The following is a 15241-nucleotide window of genomic DNA, read 5'->3' as shown; positions in this document are numbered from 1 at the left end:
GGGCGTCCAGCCGAGGCCCCGGACGCCCTCCCGCGTCGCGTCATACCCGGAGGCCCCGCCCGATACTGGGGTCGCAGTTCACCTGGGACGGTGGATGAAGAGGAATTCACCCACGCGCAGTGTGCGGAATGCGGTCAACGGACAGGACGCGGGCCCCTGGAGTCCCTCGGAGGCCCCCCACCCGCCTCCGCGTCTTCGGGAGGCAGGTGGGGCGCGCGTGTGCTCACGGCACGCCGCCGTCGGGGAGCTGGCCGTTCACCACCGACAGCGCATCCAGGTCGAAGCCGCCGGACGTGCCGCCGTAGCTGTTGAGTCCCGTGTCGGTGAGGCGCACGAAGCGCGCACGGGGGAGGCCCACGTCCGCCAGGTCGAAGCCGTCCCCGCCCGCCACGGCCGGGTCGGTGGGGGACACGCCGTTGTCCGGGGCCGAGTGCACCGGATGCGTCCCGGCACAGCCCGGGTAGCCGCCGTCCTTGTCGGTGGCGGCGCAGGGGAAGTCGAACCAGGTGACGCCGTCGTCGCTGACGGACACCTGGGCTGTCTCCGCGAAGATGTCGCCGCCGTACTTCTGGAAGGCGTTCTCGAACACGAGCAGGTCCACACCCGGGCCGTCCACCGCGAACAGGTCGGTGAACTCCAGGGTGATGGAGCCGCCCCGCCCCAGCGACAGCACGTCGAGCGAGCCCGTGCTCTGCCCCGCACCCACGGGCGGCCCGAACACGACGTCCGGGAAGCGGTCCTGCCCGAAGCCGGCCGAGTCGCCGAACTGGTACGCCGTCACGCGGTCCGCGAACGGATCCACCGGCCGCGAGCCCGCGTCGACACCGGCATCCGTGTCCGTCCCTGCGTCGACCTCCGAGCCTGCATCGGGGACACCGGCATCCGCGTGGGTGCCGGAATCCACGATGTCATCCCCCGGAAGTGGACCGGGCTCCGAGTCGCCCGTGCACGCACCCAGGGCCAGCAGCGCGCCAAGCGCGAGCAGTGGGTGCTTCATCACTGGCCCTGCTGGATGCGCACGAGGCGGCGGCCGTTGACGTCCTTCACGCCCACGAGCAGGTCCGCGCCCAGCGACGACAGCAGCTCCACGGCCGTGCACGCATCCGCGGTGTTGAGCACCGCCTCACGCGTGCCCACGCTGACGGGCTGACCGCCGCCCAGGCCGGGCGTGAGCGAGAAGCGCGACACGTCCGTGACGCCGAAGCCCGTGGCACCGTAGGCGCCGCGCGCCACCGCCACGCCGTTGCCGAAGCTGGCGGCGGCGTTGAAGTCACTGCCCACGTCCACCTTCGGCTCGTTGGTGAGCACCACCGGCGTTCCCGAAGCCAGCGCCTCGCCCAGCTTCGCGCTGGACACGGCGTGGGCCACGTTCACGTACGTGTCCGCCGCCGCGTAGCCAAACACCCCAATGCCGTTCTGCGCGATGGCGGTGACGCCGCTGGCGCCCACCTGCGCCGGGAAGTCCACCACCTTGAACTTGACGAAGGGCTTGCCGGAGGTCACCAGCGCGTAGACGCCCAGGGAGCCCGACAGCCTTTCCAGGCCGCTGCCATTGACGAAGAACGCGTCCGTGGTGCCCGCGGCGGAGTAGTTGTCCGGCGCATCGAGATAGGTCGTCGCGTCGCGCTTGGACGGATCCACCACCGCGACGGAGCCCGGGGCGGGGAAGCCGCTCTTCGTGTAGCCCGCGAGCAGGCGCGTGCCGTCATGGGCCAGGAAGTAGGACGCGAACGTGGCGGTCGGGTTGGCGCGATCCGCGGGCGCGATCACCGTGTCGATCGCCGTGTCCCCCAGCGCCAGTTCCGGCCAGGTGCCCAGCGAGAAGACGTCACGGCCGGTGGCCGTCTGGCGCACCGCGAAGAGCGAATACGTGGGGCCCGGCGTGGACACCACCGCGACCACTTCCGGAGACAGGTCCGCGGACTCCGCGACGCTGAAGCCCGTCTGGAGCTGGAGCGTGCCCAGCACCTGCTCGCGAGGCAGCGGGGCACAAGCGACCGTGCCGCCATCCGTGCCCGCGTCCGTGCCGGTGCCACCGTCGGTCTCCGTGCCCGCGTCCGTCTCCGTGCCCGCGTCCGTGCCGGTGCCCGCGTCCGTGCCCGCGTCGTCCTCTTCGATGTCGACGACGACCTGGGTGCACAGCTCCTCGACGCAGGCCCAGGCCTGGCCCGCCGGGACCGCGCCCTTGTCGCGGCAGTCGATGGAGTCCACGCACTCATCGCCGCAGCCCGTGCCGCCCAGCACCACCGCCAGCAGGGCGCCCATCAGCGCCGCGCGCTGGCCCTTCGTGCCCATCCGCATCATGTCGGTCCGCATCGCGTCCTCGCTCCTGGCCTTCCCGCCCAGAGGCGGAAGGCATTTCCCTGGCGGGAGGCTGCGCGGACGGAAGGCATCCGACCGCCAGGCGCGCGTCGCCCCCTGGTGGTCTGCCTTCGCCGTCAGCTCCCCGCGGAGGTTCCGGTCTGTCGCCGGGCCCTCCGTGAAGAGGACGCCGGGTCGTCGCCAGGTCTTCGGACTCGCGGGAACGGCGTTCGTGTGAACACTGTTTCTGCTTACCGCTGCGGGGCAGTCCCGGACTCACACCGGGTTCCCTGAAAGCCCTCACGCCCCATGGCGGGAAGGCATCGATGACGGGGCCGGACTATGGCGACCCCGGGGCAAAGTCAATGCGGCGCGGGTTCGGCGCGTCGCTCGCGCATCAGCACGTAGCGCCGCGTGCTGCCGTCCACGACGACGGTGGACACCACGCGCCAGCCCTCGCCGCCCAGCCGCTGGAGCTCCACGAGGTCCTCATCCGGGCTCTCGCGCTTGACGAAGGTGTACTCGTACGCCGGTGCCGGCGGAGGCGCGGGCGGCGGAGGCACTTCCTTCCGTGGCGCGGTGCGGGACGTCTGCGCCCAGACCACCGAGGGAAGAAGGAACGGAGCGGCCACGCCGAGCAGGACGCCCAGCAGCACGAGGAGTGAGGCGGAACGACTGTTCATGGAAGCGCACCCGGGGGAGGGACAGCGGGCATGTAATGCCGCCACTCCCACCCCGGAAGCCTCCCCCGGCCCGGACGCACCGGATGCGAGCGCGAGTCCGCCGGGACCGTCCGCTGGAGAACGGCCCCGGCGCTCGTGCGCGACTACGGCAGCTGCACGCCGTTCACCACGGCGACGGCATCCAGGTCGAAGCCGCCGCTGGTGCCCGCGTAGCCGTTGGCGCCCGAATCGCGGATGCGCACGAAGCGGGCACGGGTGAGCCCCACGTCCGCCAGGTCGAAGCCGTCCCCGCCCGCCACGGCCGGGTCGGTGGCCGGGATGCCGTTGGCGGGGTGCGAGTACACGGGCGTGACGCCCGCGCAGCCCGGGTAGTTGTTCGCCACGTCGGAGGACGCGCACGGGAACTCGTGCCAGGTGACGCCGTCGTCGCTGACGGCCACCACGCCCGTCTCCGCGAACGGCTTGCCGCTGGGCTTGAGGAACGCGTTCTCGAAGACGAGCAGGTCCACGCCCGGCCCGTCCGTCACGGCGATGTCCGTGAACTCCAGGACGATGACGCCATTGCGCCCGAGCGACAGCACGTCCAGCGAGCCCGACGACGCGCCATCCCCCTGCGGAGCGCCCAGCACGATGCCCGGCAACTGGCTCTGACCGAACCCGGCGCCCGTTCCCGGAGCGAAGGACACGATGCGGTCCGCGAACGGGTCCCCCACCAGCGGCTGGCCCTGGAGGGAGTCCTGCCAGTCCTCGCCACCGCACGCCACGGCGAGGAGCGCGGTGAAGCCCAGCGCGAACGACTTTGGAAGAAGGGTCTTCTTCATGGGCGTGCTCACCGGAGCTGAGGGGCCTGCTGGATGCGGACCAGGCGCCCGCCGTTCTTGTCATCGACGCCGACGAGAAGATCCGAACCGATGGCGGTCATCCCGGTCACGCGCGTGCATTGGTCCGCGTAGACGAGGACCGGCTGACGGGCACCGACGGTCACGGTCGCGCCGGCCTCCGTCACGGTGAAGGCGAAGCGCGAGACGTCCGTGCCGGCGAAGTTGTAGTCGGGCGGGACGTAGTCGCCGCGGAGCACGGACACGCCCTCGCCGTGGCCCGAAGCGGCGATGAAGTTGGAGCCCACGTCGAGCGCGGGCGCATCCGCCACGTTGAAGGGCGTGCCGGACCTGAGCGCCTCGGTGATGGCCGCCGGGCCTACCGCGCGGCCCTCGTTGAGGTAGGTGTCGTCGGAGAAGTAGCCGAGCATCGCGACGCCGTTGGTTGCCACGGCGGTGAAGCCGCTGCCGCCCGTCTCCGGGGGAAGCGTGCCCACCTTCAGCGCGGTGAACGGCGAGCTGTCCGTCTTCAGCGCGTAGACGGCCAGACCGGCCGACACCGTGTCGAGCCCGCCGCCGTTGATGAGGAACGCGCCCGGCACGACGCCCGCGGAGAAGTTGCTCGGCGCGGAGACGTAGGTGGAGCTGGCGGGCACGGCGATGTCGTACACACCCACGGTGCCCGGGAAGCCCGCGCCGGACTTCGTGTAGCCGGTGAGGACGCGCTGGCCATCCGTCTCCACGAAGGAACTGAGGAAAAGTGAGGCGGAGGGCCCGCGATCCGCGGGAGCGGCCACGTCGAACAGCGGCGCCGCGCCCAGTGACACCTGCGGCCACGTGCCCAGCGAGTACAGCGCATGCGGACCGGAGTAGCCGTCCGACACGACCGTGTAGAGCGAGTACGTGGGACCGGGCGTCACGCCCACCGGGCCCGCGGCCGCGGGAAGCGACGCGGCCTCACCGGCCACGAAGCCCGCCTGGAGCTGGAGCGTGCCCAGCTTCGGGTCGTAGGTCGCGACCTCGCACGGATCCGAGCCCGCATCGGTGTCCGTTCCTGCATCCGTCTCCGTGCCGGCGTCCGTCTCCGTGCCCGCGTCAGTGGTCGTACCGGCGTCGGTCTCCGTGCCCGCGTCCGTCTCCGTGCCCGCGTCCGTCTCCGTGCCCGCGTCGGTGGTCGTACCGGCATCGCTGCCCGTACCCGCATCCGTGCTCGTACCGGCGTCCGTGCTCGTGCCGGCATCGGTCTCCGTGTCGGCATCCGGCGTGGAGATGGACCTCAGCTCACAACGCTTCTCGGCGCAGGTGTAGCGCTGTCCCGCGGGAGCAGTTCCCTGTTCGCGGCAGTCGAAATCATCGACGCACTCATCGCCGCAGCCCGTACTGGTCAGCGCCATCGCGAGGGTCGTCAGCACCCACGCGAAGCCCTGGAGTCCCCGTCCCGTCATCATCCGCTCTGTCTTCATCCGCGACTGCTCCCTTGCATCGCCCCCACGGGCGAGGTGAATCCAAGGGGCATGGACGGAGAGCGGACCGCGAACGAGGGACACGTCAGGACACGACACGCCGCGCGAGCGGAAGACCTCCGTCACCTCCCCTCGGAGGCTCCGGTCTGGCCATGCCCGGAGGCATGGGTCGTGGCAGGTCTTCGGACTCACAGGCGCGGGTGGCCCTCATCGGGTCACCCACCTACTGGCCGTCGCTTCCCAGCCCACTGAAGGGCCAGTGCTTGCGAGGACGGCGTTCGTTCCTGCTCACCGCTGCGGGGCAGTCCCGGACTCACACCGGGTTCCCTTTAAACGCCACACCGTGCGGATGCGGCGTACCAACGACAGGCGCTGGAGTATGGCGGACGGCAGGGCTTGTCAATACAAGCAGGCCAAAGCCTCACGGCACCGCGACGATGTCGATGGCATTGGAGATGCCGCGCCGAGGATCCACCGGACACGCATCCAGCGCCGGCCCCGTCGCTTGCGGCGTGGAGTTGCCGCGCCGCTCGACGAACTGGCCGTCGCGCACCTCCACCACGAACACGCGGCCCGCGTTCACGTCCGTGACGTAAACGGCATTGCCCACCACCGCGAGCCGTCCTCCCACCGCGAGGTCGCAGCCATTCTCAAGCCCCCCGGTGCAGCCCGGCGACAGCGCATACGACGCCACGGGCTTGTCATCCTTCACCAGCACCAGCCCCGTGGCCCGCACCGCCTTGGCCTGGTAGCCGCCCGCGGTGTCGAACACCGCCTCGCCCAGGCAGCTCACCACCAACTGGTCACCCACGGCCCGCACGTCACCCGCGTTGAGGCAGTCCTTCGCGCCCAGGTCGATGGCATGCACCCCACCATCCGCCGGGTCGATGCGCGCGAGCATCCCGGGCCCGTTGGGCAGATAGTCATTCGCGGGGTTCAGGTTGGTGAGCGCGACGTACACGCCCGCGTCCACGGACACCGCCGCGTAGGGAAGCGCCATCGTCGTCCCGCCGTCGAAGGACTTCAGGTCCAGGCCGGTGAGCGGAACGGTGTCCACGAGCCGGGGCTTCTCCGGGTCGCTCACGTTGACGCGAGCCACGGCGTTGCCCTGCTTGAAGTCGGAGCCGGCCGTGCCGAACAGCGGGATGTAGAACGTGTCGCCGCGCTTCGTGATGACCTGCGGGCTGGTGTTCGCGCCCAGGTTCACCTGCCCCACCGTGCGCAATCCCAGCCCCCCGCCCTGCGCCGCCCCTTCCCGCTTGAGCACCTGGAGCGTGTTGTTCACCGAGTCGAGGACATACACATACGGAGGGTCCACGAAGATGTCATTGGGCGAAGCCGCCACCGCGCCCAGCGAGTCCTCCTCCGCCACCGTCCCCAGTGCCCCCGCGGGAGCCTGCGACAGCACCGAGCGCGCCGCGTCCGCCGCCAGCACCACGCCATCCCAGGCCGCCAGCACCTGCACCCCCGAGCCGAACTGCCGCCGGGGCCCCATCCGGTCCGTCCCCGCCTGGATGCCCACGAGCTGCCCGTTGGTGTAGCAGGCCGTCACCACGTCATACATGCACCGGCCCGAGTGGCAGGACTGCACATCCGGACACACCGCGCCGCAAGCGCCACAGTTGAGCGGATCATTCGCGAGCACGACGCAGCTGTCCCCGCACCGATCCGCGCCGGCGGAGCATCCCTCGCGGCAGGTGCCGGATTCGCAGACCTGGCCGGACGGACACGCGGCGCCGCAAGCACCACAGTTCAGCGGGTCGCTCGCGAGCGCGACGCACGCGTCACCACACGTCTCCGTGCCCGGCTGGCATCCGCATACGCCCGCCTGACACGTCTCCCCTGCCCCGCATGAGGCACCACACGCGCCGCAGTTCGACGGGTCGCCCTGGAGGTCCACGCATTCGGTGCCACAGACACTGAGGCCGGACGTGCACAGGACCTTCTCCTCCGGGCAGCCGGTGAGGAGCGCCGCCGCCAGGGCCGACAGCAGCAGCGCGAGCCGAGCATCAGGGAGGGGACGCGACATGGGAGTCCTCGGAGGGGGAAGGGTCGAGCGCCACGGAGAGCGTCACGTAGGCGGCGCGGCCGGGCAGCGGCATGCCGGTGTAGTCGGCGGTCCGCGCATCGAGCAGGTTCTTCACGTCGAACGACACGGTGAGGTCCGGCCGGTGCAGGAAGGTGCTGGAGGCCCCCACGCTCACCCAGGTGCGCGAAGGCAGCGACAGCCGTGCCTCGCCCACGCGGTTGATCAACTGAGCGGACTGGACGAGGACTTCCGTGCGGCCATTGAGCCAATCCGGTCCCACGCGCAGCCGGCCCACCCACTTGTGGCGAGGGCGATACGGCAACTCCTTGCCGAAATAGCGAGGGTCGCCGTAACGGTTCTGCGTGCGGGTCCACGCATAGCTGCTGGTGGCGGTGAGCCACGCACGAGGCCGGGCCTCCAGTTCCACCTCCGCGCCCCACACACGAGCGGCGGCGAAGTTGTAGGGCCTGGCTAGATTCGGCGGGTACAGCTCGTAGGCGATGAGGTTCTCGTACACCGCCGCGAAGCCGCCCACGGTGACGCTCCAGATGTCGTCGCTCCACAGGGCCGCGGCGTCCACGGAGAGGGCGCGCTCGGGCTTGAGCTCCGGGTTGGGCAGCAGCAGGCCCTGACGGATGTAGAGCTCCAGGAACGACGGCGCGCGGTGGGACTGGCCCGCGTTGGCGCGCACGCCGAAGCCGTGGCCCAGAACCACGCTCGCGCCCAGCTTGGGCGACAGGAGCGAGTAGTGCCCCACGCGCTCCACGCGCACAGAAGGCACCAGCTTCAAGCGCTCGGAGAACAGGGACAGTTCGTCCATGGCCATGACGCTCGCGCGCCACCACGACGCGGCCTGCGCGCCCACCGCCTGCGTGACGGACTCCGATGTTCCAGCGAGCGTGACAGCGAGCGCGTTGCGTCCCAGCACCGCGCGCCCCTCCACCTCCACGCCGCCCACGGTGTAGCGCTGCGCACCAGCGTCCACGCCGGTGGTGCCACCGGTGACGTCCAGCCAGTCGCGACGGAAGAAGCCGCGAGCACTGCCCTCGCCCGTGTCACCGAAGGGCCGTGCCCAGCGAGCGCCCAGCGACAGGCGCGTCTGGTCCTGGCGACGGGACACGGTCGGGTTCTGCACGGTGCCCGCGAGCGCACGGTCCTCCAGCGACAACTCCGCGAGCACGTCCACGCGTCCGCCACCGTCCAGACCACGCCGGTACTTCAGGAGCGCGCCGCCACCGCGAGCGTCATTGCGAGTGCGCACCTCCTGCGTGAGCGGGTTGTCGTCCAGCGCGGGCAGCTCGTCGACGCGGTAGCTGAAGTCGCCCTGGGAACGGCCGCCATGCAGCAGCACCAGCGCCTGGCCCTCGAGCAGCGCGCCCGACGCGGCGACATGGGCCATCACGGTATCGAAGCTGCCGTAGGTGACCTCTCCGCTGGAGAGCAGCCGCGACGAAGGCGCGCGGGTGACGAGGTTGACCGCGCCGCCCAGTCCGCCCGCGCCGTAGCGGGCACCGGCCGCGCCGCGAAGGATCTCCATGCGCTCCAGCAGCGCGACGGGGATGAGCGACAGGTCCGCGACGCCGCCCGCGCCGTTGAGCGGGATGCCGTCCAGGAACACGAGCACGCCATTGGACGACGCGCCGCGAACCACCAGGCTCTTGCTCTGCCCGTATCCACCGGAGTCCTGCACGACGAGGCTCGCGGAGCCGCCGAGCAACTCCGCGGTGTCGCGCGCTTCGCCCGCGCGCTCGCGAGCATCGATGACGGTGATGGCGCCCGTGGGGTCGCGGCGTCGAGCGGAGTCGACGGGTGCTTCGGGGACTTCCTTGCCGATGACCTCCACGGTGGGGAGGATGAACTCAGGAAGGGGCGCCTCGCTGGCCTCGGGCGCAGGCGTTTCCTGCCCGGCCTGGGCCAGTCCCTGGAAGCTGAGCACCAGACCGACGACGGCCCGGGCGAGAAGCGAGCGCAACATGCTCCGCCTTCCGCTCCCTCCGTCGAAGAGAGAAGGCCTCACGGCAGCACCGCTGCCGCACCCCTGGGCAGGTCTCCTGGCTGACAGGCTCCAGACGTGGGCGCACGCTGCGCCCTTCTGGAAGGAACCCTCCACCTTCCCTTCGCATCCGCTGACGCGAAAGTGGTGACAGCCGAGGCTTCCAGCCCTGGACCTCAGGGCAACCCGTTCACAGTGGCGGGACCGCGCCGGACTCGCACCGGCTTCCCTCTTGAAGGCCCGGCATGGGCACCCAAGGGCCCGGCCCTTCTAGGAGGTCACTCCCAGCCCGTCAAGGCACGGGCGCCGACGCGCCGTGGCGCAGCCCGTCGATGAGCAGGTCGACCATCCTGCGAGTGAAGCCGGGGCCGACCTCCGCGACGGGAACGCAGAGATTCGCCACGCCTCGCAGGAGCTCGTACGCGTCAACGTCCTTGCGCACCTGCCCTGCCGCCGCGGCAGCAGCGAGCAGAGACTGGAGCGCCGGTTCGAGGTGCTCCCGAAAATACGCGGGCAGCGCCTGATACGCCGGATCCTGGGCATTGAGCGACGCGGCAAGGCCTCGCTTGGTGGCAATCAAACTCGTGAACCGGTGAAGCCACCGCGTCAGCGCTTCGAACGCCGCATGCTCGCGCGCCAGCGCCGGGGCTTCGGCCGCGCATGCGTCGATTTCGCGCCGGTACACGGCGGCGATCAGATCGGCCCGCTGTGGAAAGTGTCGATACACCGTCGCGATGCCGACACCCGCACGGCTCGCGATCTCGCGGACGGGCGCGTCGACCCCGGACTCGGCGAACACGGCCTTCGCCGCTTCGAGAAGGGAGTCGAGGTTTCGCTGCGCATCCGCTCTGGGGGTCTTCTTCATCGCCTTGACAAACGGAACAACGTTCCGCATATGAGGGTTCGTACCGGAACAGCGTTCCGTATAGCTCAACCGCAGGAGGAGAGGAAGCCATGCCCCCGACCCACCGCACGACGCAACTCGGCAGGACAGGCCCGCGGGTGTTTCCCATCGCGCTCGGCTGCATGGGCATGTCCGGAGCATACGGGCCGTCCGACGAGAGCGAGAGCATCGCGACGATCCGCGAGGCGATCGACCGTGGGGTGACGCTGCTGGACACGGCCGACTTCTACGCCAGCGGGCACAACGAGCTGCTCATCCGCCGCGCCATCGAGGGCCAGCGCGACAAGGTGCGGCTCTCGGTGAAGTTCGGAGCCATGCGTGGGCCGGACGGGGCGCCCGTGGGCTTCGATGGCCGCCCCGCGGCGGTGAAGAACTTCGTCACGTACAGCTTGCAGCGGCTCGGCGTCGATCACATCGACGTCTATCGCCCCGCCCGGCTGGACCCGAATGTGCCGATTGAGGACACGGTGGGCGCGATCGCCGACCTGGTGAAGGGCGGCTACGTGCGAAGCATCGGGCTCTCCGAGGTGGGCGCCGAGACCCTTCGCCGCGCGGCGAAGGTGCACCCCTTGAGCGACCTGCAGATCGAGTACTCGCTCATCACGCGCGAGCCGGAGAAGACCCTCTTCCCCACACTCACCGAGCTGGGCATGAGCGCGACGCTGTACGGCGTGCTCTCCCGTGGACTGTTGACGGGCGCGAAGGTGGAGGGCGCTCGCATGCACTACCCGCGCTTTGCTGGCGAGGCAGGCCAACGCAACGCAGCGACCGTCGCGCGCTTCCACGCGTACGCCGCGGAGCGCGGGATGACACCGGCCCAGCTCTCCGTGGCGTGGGTGCTGGCGAAGCAACCGGCATTCGTGCCCGTGGTCGGCGCACGCACGCGCAAGCAACTGCTCGACGTGCTCGGCGCGCTGGAGAAGCCCCTGTCGTCCGACGACGTGGCCGCCGTCGAGGCGATCCTCCCGAAGGAAGCTATCGCCGGCACGCGCTACCCCGAGCAGCAGATGAAGATGCTCGACAGCGAGCGCTGAGACGCTTTCCATTTCCTCGCCCCAATTGTCGCAGCAGTGCTGCGACAATCTTCGCGTCGGGAAGTCGGTGGCGAGTTGGAGCGACCGGCGCAGGTTCTTCTCGCCGAAGCCGCGGCAGGAGCGTGCCCCCAATTGTCTCCGCACTGCGGAGACAATTCGGCCGCCATCCCTGCCCCCCGGTGACCGAGGTGCGGACGCAATGCCCCGGCTCTCACCGCGCAAAGCCCCCCACTGGAGCATCCGCGCCCCTCCCCGCGCGCACCGCCGCACGGTGCGCTGACTCAACCTCAGAGGAGCACGCCGCTGACACGTGGGCTGCTCAAGCCCGGACGCGACCTCAGGCGGTCGAGCCAGCGAGGTGCCCGGGCCGCCGCATCGTGCTGGTGCTCGACAACGGCGGCTGCTTCACCACTCTGTCCCCGAAGAGGGCGTCCGGCAGTCGGCGCGGCGCTCCTGGCGTATGCGCACGCGGGACGCCTCCCCCCCTTTTGCCGGCGTCCCCCGGGCGCCTGCCGCGTGCTGGTGGGCTCACTCCACGCTGGCGTCGACAACTGGGTGGACGGGCTGGCGCTGGACACCTGGGCCGAGACACTCCACCCGTCCTTACTCGTTCTGTCGGAGAAGGCCGGGAAGGTGGCCTTGGCCCCGGGGTCCTGCACGAGAGGGGCGTGCTGCACCGCCACCTCAAGCCCGAGGAGGCGGGCCTCCTCGAGTGGGAGGAGGTGCCCCCGGCCGAAGGGCAAGGAGTAGCGCAGCGGCGCATCCGCCGGCCCGAGTGGCCCGCCGAGTCCAGTACGCCGCCACCGCGCAAGCCGGTGCTGGAGCGCTTCCTGCACATACCCATGGCTCGCGAGAGGCGCCCCGAGGTCGTACCGGACAAGTCGCAGTCCGCTGGAGCGCGAGGGCCGCGCACGCGCGGATGGCCGTACTTCGTCCTCGTGTCCGCGCTGGCGGTCGGCATCTTCGGGGCAAAGGTGCTCGGTTGGTGACCTCCCGCTCGGGCGTTACGTGCCGCTCACCTTGTCACGGCCCCGCAAGTGCCCAGGGTTCCAAAGGGAGGGCGAGACATGTTCAAGCACGTGCTGTCCACGAAGGACCCTGCAGCAGCCATGCAGGAATGGGAGAGCCTCGGGGGGCGGGAACTCCACCGCTTCTCCGAGTCGGTGTTCGTCGCCGAGCTACCCGAGGGGGTGGAGGTGGCGGCGCTGAAGTATTCACAGCCGCTCCAGCCGGAGGCGCTCGACGGCGCCTCGAGCCTGGCGGTGGATGCATGGCGGGCGATGGAGGACAAAGCCAGACGGAAGGAAATGGGTCCGGCCGAAGGCCTGCCCTGGGATGCTCCGGGCTACCAGCCCCCGAGGAAGAAGGACGCGGAGAAGGAAAAGGCCCTGAAGGTCATCCCGCGCAGGGCCCTGACAGGCCCCGTGGGCATCGGGCTTGTCATCGTTTCGGGCCCCGGCGAGGGACTGGACTTCTCCTCGGAGCAACGGAGCAAGGTCGTCCAGGAGGCGCTGGAGGGGCTGAACTTCCTGGTCGGCGCGGAGCCCCGGGCGCGCGTGTCCTTCTCCTATGACATCCGCCCCGTGAGCGTCTCCGCGCCTCCAGGTAGCGTGATGCGCATCACCGACGGTTGGAATGGCCTGCCTGCGGATTTCACTGGCGGCTTCAACGCGGCGGTGTGCGGGCGCGGCCCCTTCGCCGGCAAGGGCTACTTCTTCAAGGGCGACTCCTACATCCGCTACGACTGGCAGAGCGACCGCGTGGACTCCGGGCCCCGCCTCATCGCCGACTGCTGGCATGGCCTGCCCGAGGGCTTCACCAGCGACTTCGACGCTGTCATCAATGGCGACGGTCCCTTCGCGGGCAAGTGCTACTTCTTCAAGGGCGACTCCTACGTCCGTTACGACTGGCAGAGCGACCGCGTGGACTCCGGGCCGCGGCGCATCACCGATGGCTGGTACGGCCTGCCCGAGGGCTTCACCAGCGACTTCGACGCCGCCGTGTGCGGTCAGGGGCCCTTCGCCGGCAAGGGCTACTTCTTCAAGGGCGACTCCTACATCCGCTACGACTGGCAGAGCGACCGCGTGGACTCCGGGCCCCGCCTCATCACCGACGGCTGGTACGACCTGCCCCCGGGCTGCACCGCGAGCCTGGAAGCGGTCCTCGAAGGTGACGGGCCGTTCGCCGGCAAGTGCTACTTCTTCAAAGGTAGCGCCTACGCCCGCTACGACTGGGCCCGGGACAGGGCCGACCCGTATTGCTCCGACAGGGACTACGAGCCCTGCGAGGCGACCTGGCGGGACGCCGCACTCCAGCAGATGGGGTTCGACCCTGGCACGACCGGGGTGGAGCAGTACGTCCGGCAGCTCACGAGCCGCATGAATGTCCCCCAGGCGCTCGTGGTGTTCTTCACCCGCTACCCGCTGACCCACTTCGGCTACGCCCTGCGCGGCGGCCCTTCCATCGTCCTCCACTACGACAACGATGGCTGGGGACCGGACAACATCAACCGCACGCTCGCCCACGAGGCCTGTCACATCTTCTGGGCCTTGGACGAATACGCGTCGAGCGGATGCACGTGTGACGGCACCCCGTACAGCGCCTTCAAGGTTCCGAATCGCAACTGCGAGAACTGTCCCGACGAGCACGTCGACTGCATCATGAATAAGAACACGCTGGCCCTGTGCGCGTTCACTCGCGGGCAGCTCGGCTGGAACTACGGGCTGGACAGGGTGGGCACCGCCGTCTGCGGTGAGGGTCCCTTCAACGGCAAGGCGTACTTCTTCGAGGGCAGTTCCTACGTCCGCTACGACTGGGCGAGCGACCAGGCCGATCCGGGCCAGCCCCGTCCCATCACCGACGGCTGGCATGGCTTGCCCGAGAGCTTCACCGGGGACTTCGACGCCATCCTCACCGGCGGCGGCCCCTTCGCAGGCAAGTGCTACTTCTTCAAGGGCGACGCCTACGTCCGCTACGACTGGGCGAGCGACAGGGTGGACTCCGGTCCGCGGCGCATCACCGATGGCTGGCACGGCCTGCCCGAGGGCTTCACCGAGGGCCTCGACGCGGCCGTGTGCGGTCAGGGCCCCTTCGCCGGCAAGGGGTACTTCTTCAAGGGCGACGCCTACGTGCGCTACGACTGGCGGAGCGACCGGGTGGACTCCGGGCCCCGCATCATCACCGACGGCTGGCATGGCCTGCCCCCGGGCTTCACCGAGGGCTTCGACGCCATCCTCAACGGAGGCGGGCAGTTCGCCGGCAAGTGCTACTTCTTCAAGGGAGACTCCTACGTCCGCTACGACTGGCAGAGCGACCGGGTGGACCCGGGCTACCCCCGGAAGATTTGCGACGAATGGCCCGGGGTCCTCATGTGGCCGGCCAACTCCTGACGCCGTGACGCAGCTGGAGCGCGTCCGCAAGGCGTCTGGACTGGACGCGGCACTGTCGACGCCAGCGTGGTGTGAGCCCACCCGCGTGGCGACGCGCTACGAGAAACGCGCCGCCAACTGCCTGGTGATGGTCCTCATCGCGCCTCCATCCGTCTCTGGCTCTGGGTTGCGGACACGCCCTGCCCGTCAAGGTGCGCTCTGTACCCGCGCGCCCGTCACTTCCGCCCCTTGGGCCTCCGCTTCGAGCCACGAATCGCGGCGGCGTGCGTGCTCGACGCTACGTCCACGTCGCCCCCCGCACTGATTTCGAGCCTCGCACGCGCGGACTCGATCGCGCGGTGGAGACGCGCCTGGAGGACCTCACGCGGAGGCAGTTCCGTCAGGTACTCAGCGAGCCCGGCAACAGGGTGCGTGCCGAGCAGGCCCGACTCTCACCATCCAAGACCCCCACTGGAGCATCCGCGCCCATCCCCGCGCGTGGACACCGCGCGCACCGCCGCACGGTGCGCTGACTCCACTTCAGAGGAGCACGCCGCTGGCACGCGGGCTGCTCAAGCCCGGACGCGACCTCAGGCGGTCGAGCCAGCGAGGTGCCCGGGCCGTGGTGGCGCGGGATTCTGAAGGGGG

Annotated in this window: 11 protein-coding genes and 3 riboswitches; of the genes, 3 read left to right on the top strand and 8 right to left on the bottom strand. The window is 70.2% G+C overall.

Annotated features, from left to right (window positions below; genetic code table 11):
• Positions 1-223 precede the first annotated feature (223 nt).
• From D7X30_RS02525 to D7X30_RS02490, 8 genes are all read right to left on the bottom strand, one after another.
• On the bottom strand, positions 224-997 hold the full coding sequence (locus tag D7X30_RS02525) for a cell surface protein (protein WP_120561211.1): 774 nt from the start codon (positions 995-997) through the stop codon (positions 224-226).
• The gene (locus tag D7X30_RS02520; protein WP_120561210.1) at positions 997-2316 is read right to left on the bottom strand and encodes a hypothetical protein; all 1320 of its coding nucleotides are present in this window, start codon (positions 2314-2316) and stop codon (positions 997-999) included. The genes D7X30_RS02525 and D7X30_RS02520 overlap by 1 nt, the downstream gene beginning before the upstream one ends.
• Before the next feature lie 167 nt (positions 2317-2483).
• Positions 2484-2644: riboswitch (cobalamin riboswitch) on the bottom strand.
• 19 nt (positions 2645-2663) lie between these two features.
• Positions 2664-2984: a hypothetical protein gene (locus D7X30_RS02515; RefSeq protein ID WP_120561209.1), complete on the bottom strand. Its 321-nt coding sequence runs from the start codon at positions 2982-2984 to the stop codon at positions 2664-2666.
• 143 nt (positions 2985-3127) lie between these two features.
• Positions 3128-3805 carry a cell surface protein gene (locus D7X30_RS02510; protein WP_120561208.1) on the bottom strand — a complete coding sequence of 226 codons (678 nt, stop codon included), beginning with the start codon at positions 3803-3805 and terminating at the stop codon, positions 3128-3130.
• Positions 3806-3813: 8 nt separating this feature from the next.
• Entirely contained in the window at positions 3814-5265 is a 1452-nt protein-coding gene (locus D7X30_RS02505) for a hypothetical protein (protein ID WP_120561207.1), read from the bottom strand.
• Positions 5266-5420: 155 nt separating this feature from the next.
• A riboswitch (cobalamin riboswitch) is annotated at positions 5421-5644 on the bottom strand.
• Positions 5645-5686: 42 nt separating this feature from the next.
• Positions 5687-7294: an MXAN_6577-like cysteine-rich protein gene (locus tag D7X30_RS43520; RefSeq protein WP_120561206.1), complete on the bottom strand. Its 1608-nt coding sequence runs from the start codon at positions 7292-7294 to the stop codon at positions 5687-5689.
• Positions 7275-9269, bottom strand: a complete 1995-nt coding sequence (locus D7X30_RS02495) for a TonB-dependent siderophore receptor (RefSeq protein WP_120561205.1) — start codon at positions 9267-9269, stop codon at positions 7275-7277. Before D7X30_RS02495 ends, D7X30_RS43520 begins: the two co-directional genes overlap by 20 nt.
• Before the next feature lie 63 nt (positions 9270-9332).
• Positions 9333-9544: riboswitch (cobalamin riboswitch) on the bottom strand.
• A 35-nt stretch (positions 9545-9579) separates the two neighbouring features.
• Entirely contained in the window at positions 9580-10152 is a 573-nt protein-coding gene (locus D7X30_RS02490; protein ID WP_233587939.1) for a TetR/AcrR family transcriptional regulator, read from the bottom strand.
• Between the two features lie 89 nt (positions 10153-10241).
• Between D7X30_RS02490 and D7X30_RS02485 the strand changes: the two genes are divergently transcribed.
• From D7X30_RS02485 to D7X30_RS02475, 3 genes are all read left to right on the top strand, one after another.
• Entirely contained in the window at positions 10242-11225 is a 984-nt protein-coding gene (locus D7X30_RS02485) for an aldo/keto reductase (RefSeq protein ID WP_120561203.1), read from the top strand.
• A 668-nt stretch (positions 11226-11893) separates the two neighbouring features.
• The gene (locus tag D7X30_RS02480; protein WP_120561202.1) at positions 11894-12214 is read left to right on the top strand and encodes a hypothetical protein; all 321 of its coding nucleotides are present in this window, start codon (positions 11894-11896) and stop codon (positions 12212-12214) included.
• Between the two features lie 78 nt (positions 12215-12292).
• Positions 12293-14614 (top strand): hemopexin repeat-containing protein, encoded by a 2322-nt coding sequence (locus tag D7X30_RS02475; protein WP_120561201.1) that lies wholly within the window; start codon positions 12293-12295, stop codon positions 14612-14614.
• Positions 14615-15241 lie beyond the last annotated feature (627 nt).

Source organism: Corallococcus sp. AB011P (assembly GCF_003611605.1).
Taxonomy (GTDB): Bacteria; Myxococcota; Myxococcia; order Myxococcales; family Myxococcaceae; genus Corallococcus; species Corallococcus coralloides.
Note: the sequence above shows the minus strand (reverse complement) of the source record. Positions and strands in the feature narration are given on the sequence as shown.

Coding starts and splice junctions, on each gene's coding strand:
- D7X30_RS02525 (WP_120561211.1), bottom strand. CDS start 997: ATGAAGCACCCACTGCTCGCGCTTGGCGCGCTGCTGGCCCTGGGTGCG.
- D7X30_RS02520 (WP_120561210.1), bottom strand. CDS start 2,316: ATGCGGACCGACATGATGCGGATGGGCACGAAGGGCCAGCGCGCGGCG.
- D7X30_RS02515 (WP_120561209.1), bottom strand. CDS start 2,984: ATGAACAGTCGTTCCGCCTCACTCCTCGTGCTGCTGGGCGTCCTGCTC.
- D7X30_RS02510 (WP_120561208.1), bottom strand. CDS start 3,805: ATGAAGAAGACCCTTCTTCCAAAGTCGTTCGCGCTGGGCTTCACCGCG.
- D7X30_RS02505 (WP_120561207.1), bottom strand. CDS start 5,265: ATGAAGACAGAGCGGATGATGACGGGACGGGGACTCCAGGGCTTCGCG.
- D7X30_RS43520 (WP_120561206.1), bottom strand. CDS start 7,294: ATGTCGCGTCCCCTCCCTGATGCTCGGCTCGCGCTGCTGCTGTCGGCC.
- D7X30_RS02495 (WP_120561205.1), bottom strand. CDS start 9,269: ATGTTGCGCTCGCTTCTCGCCCGGGCCGTCGTCGGTCTGGTGCTCAGC.
- D7X30_RS02490 (WP_233587939.1), bottom strand. CDS start 10,152: ATGAAGAAGACCCCCAGAGCGGATGCGCAGCGAAACCTCGACTCCCTT.
- D7X30_RS02485 (WP_120561203.1), top strand. CDS start 10,242: ATGCCCCCGACCCACCGCACGACGCAACTCGGCAGGACAGGCCCGCGG.
- D7X30_RS02475 (WP_120561201.1), top strand. CDS start 12,293: ATGTTCAAGCACGTGCTGTCCACGAAGGACCCTGCAGCAGCCATGCAG.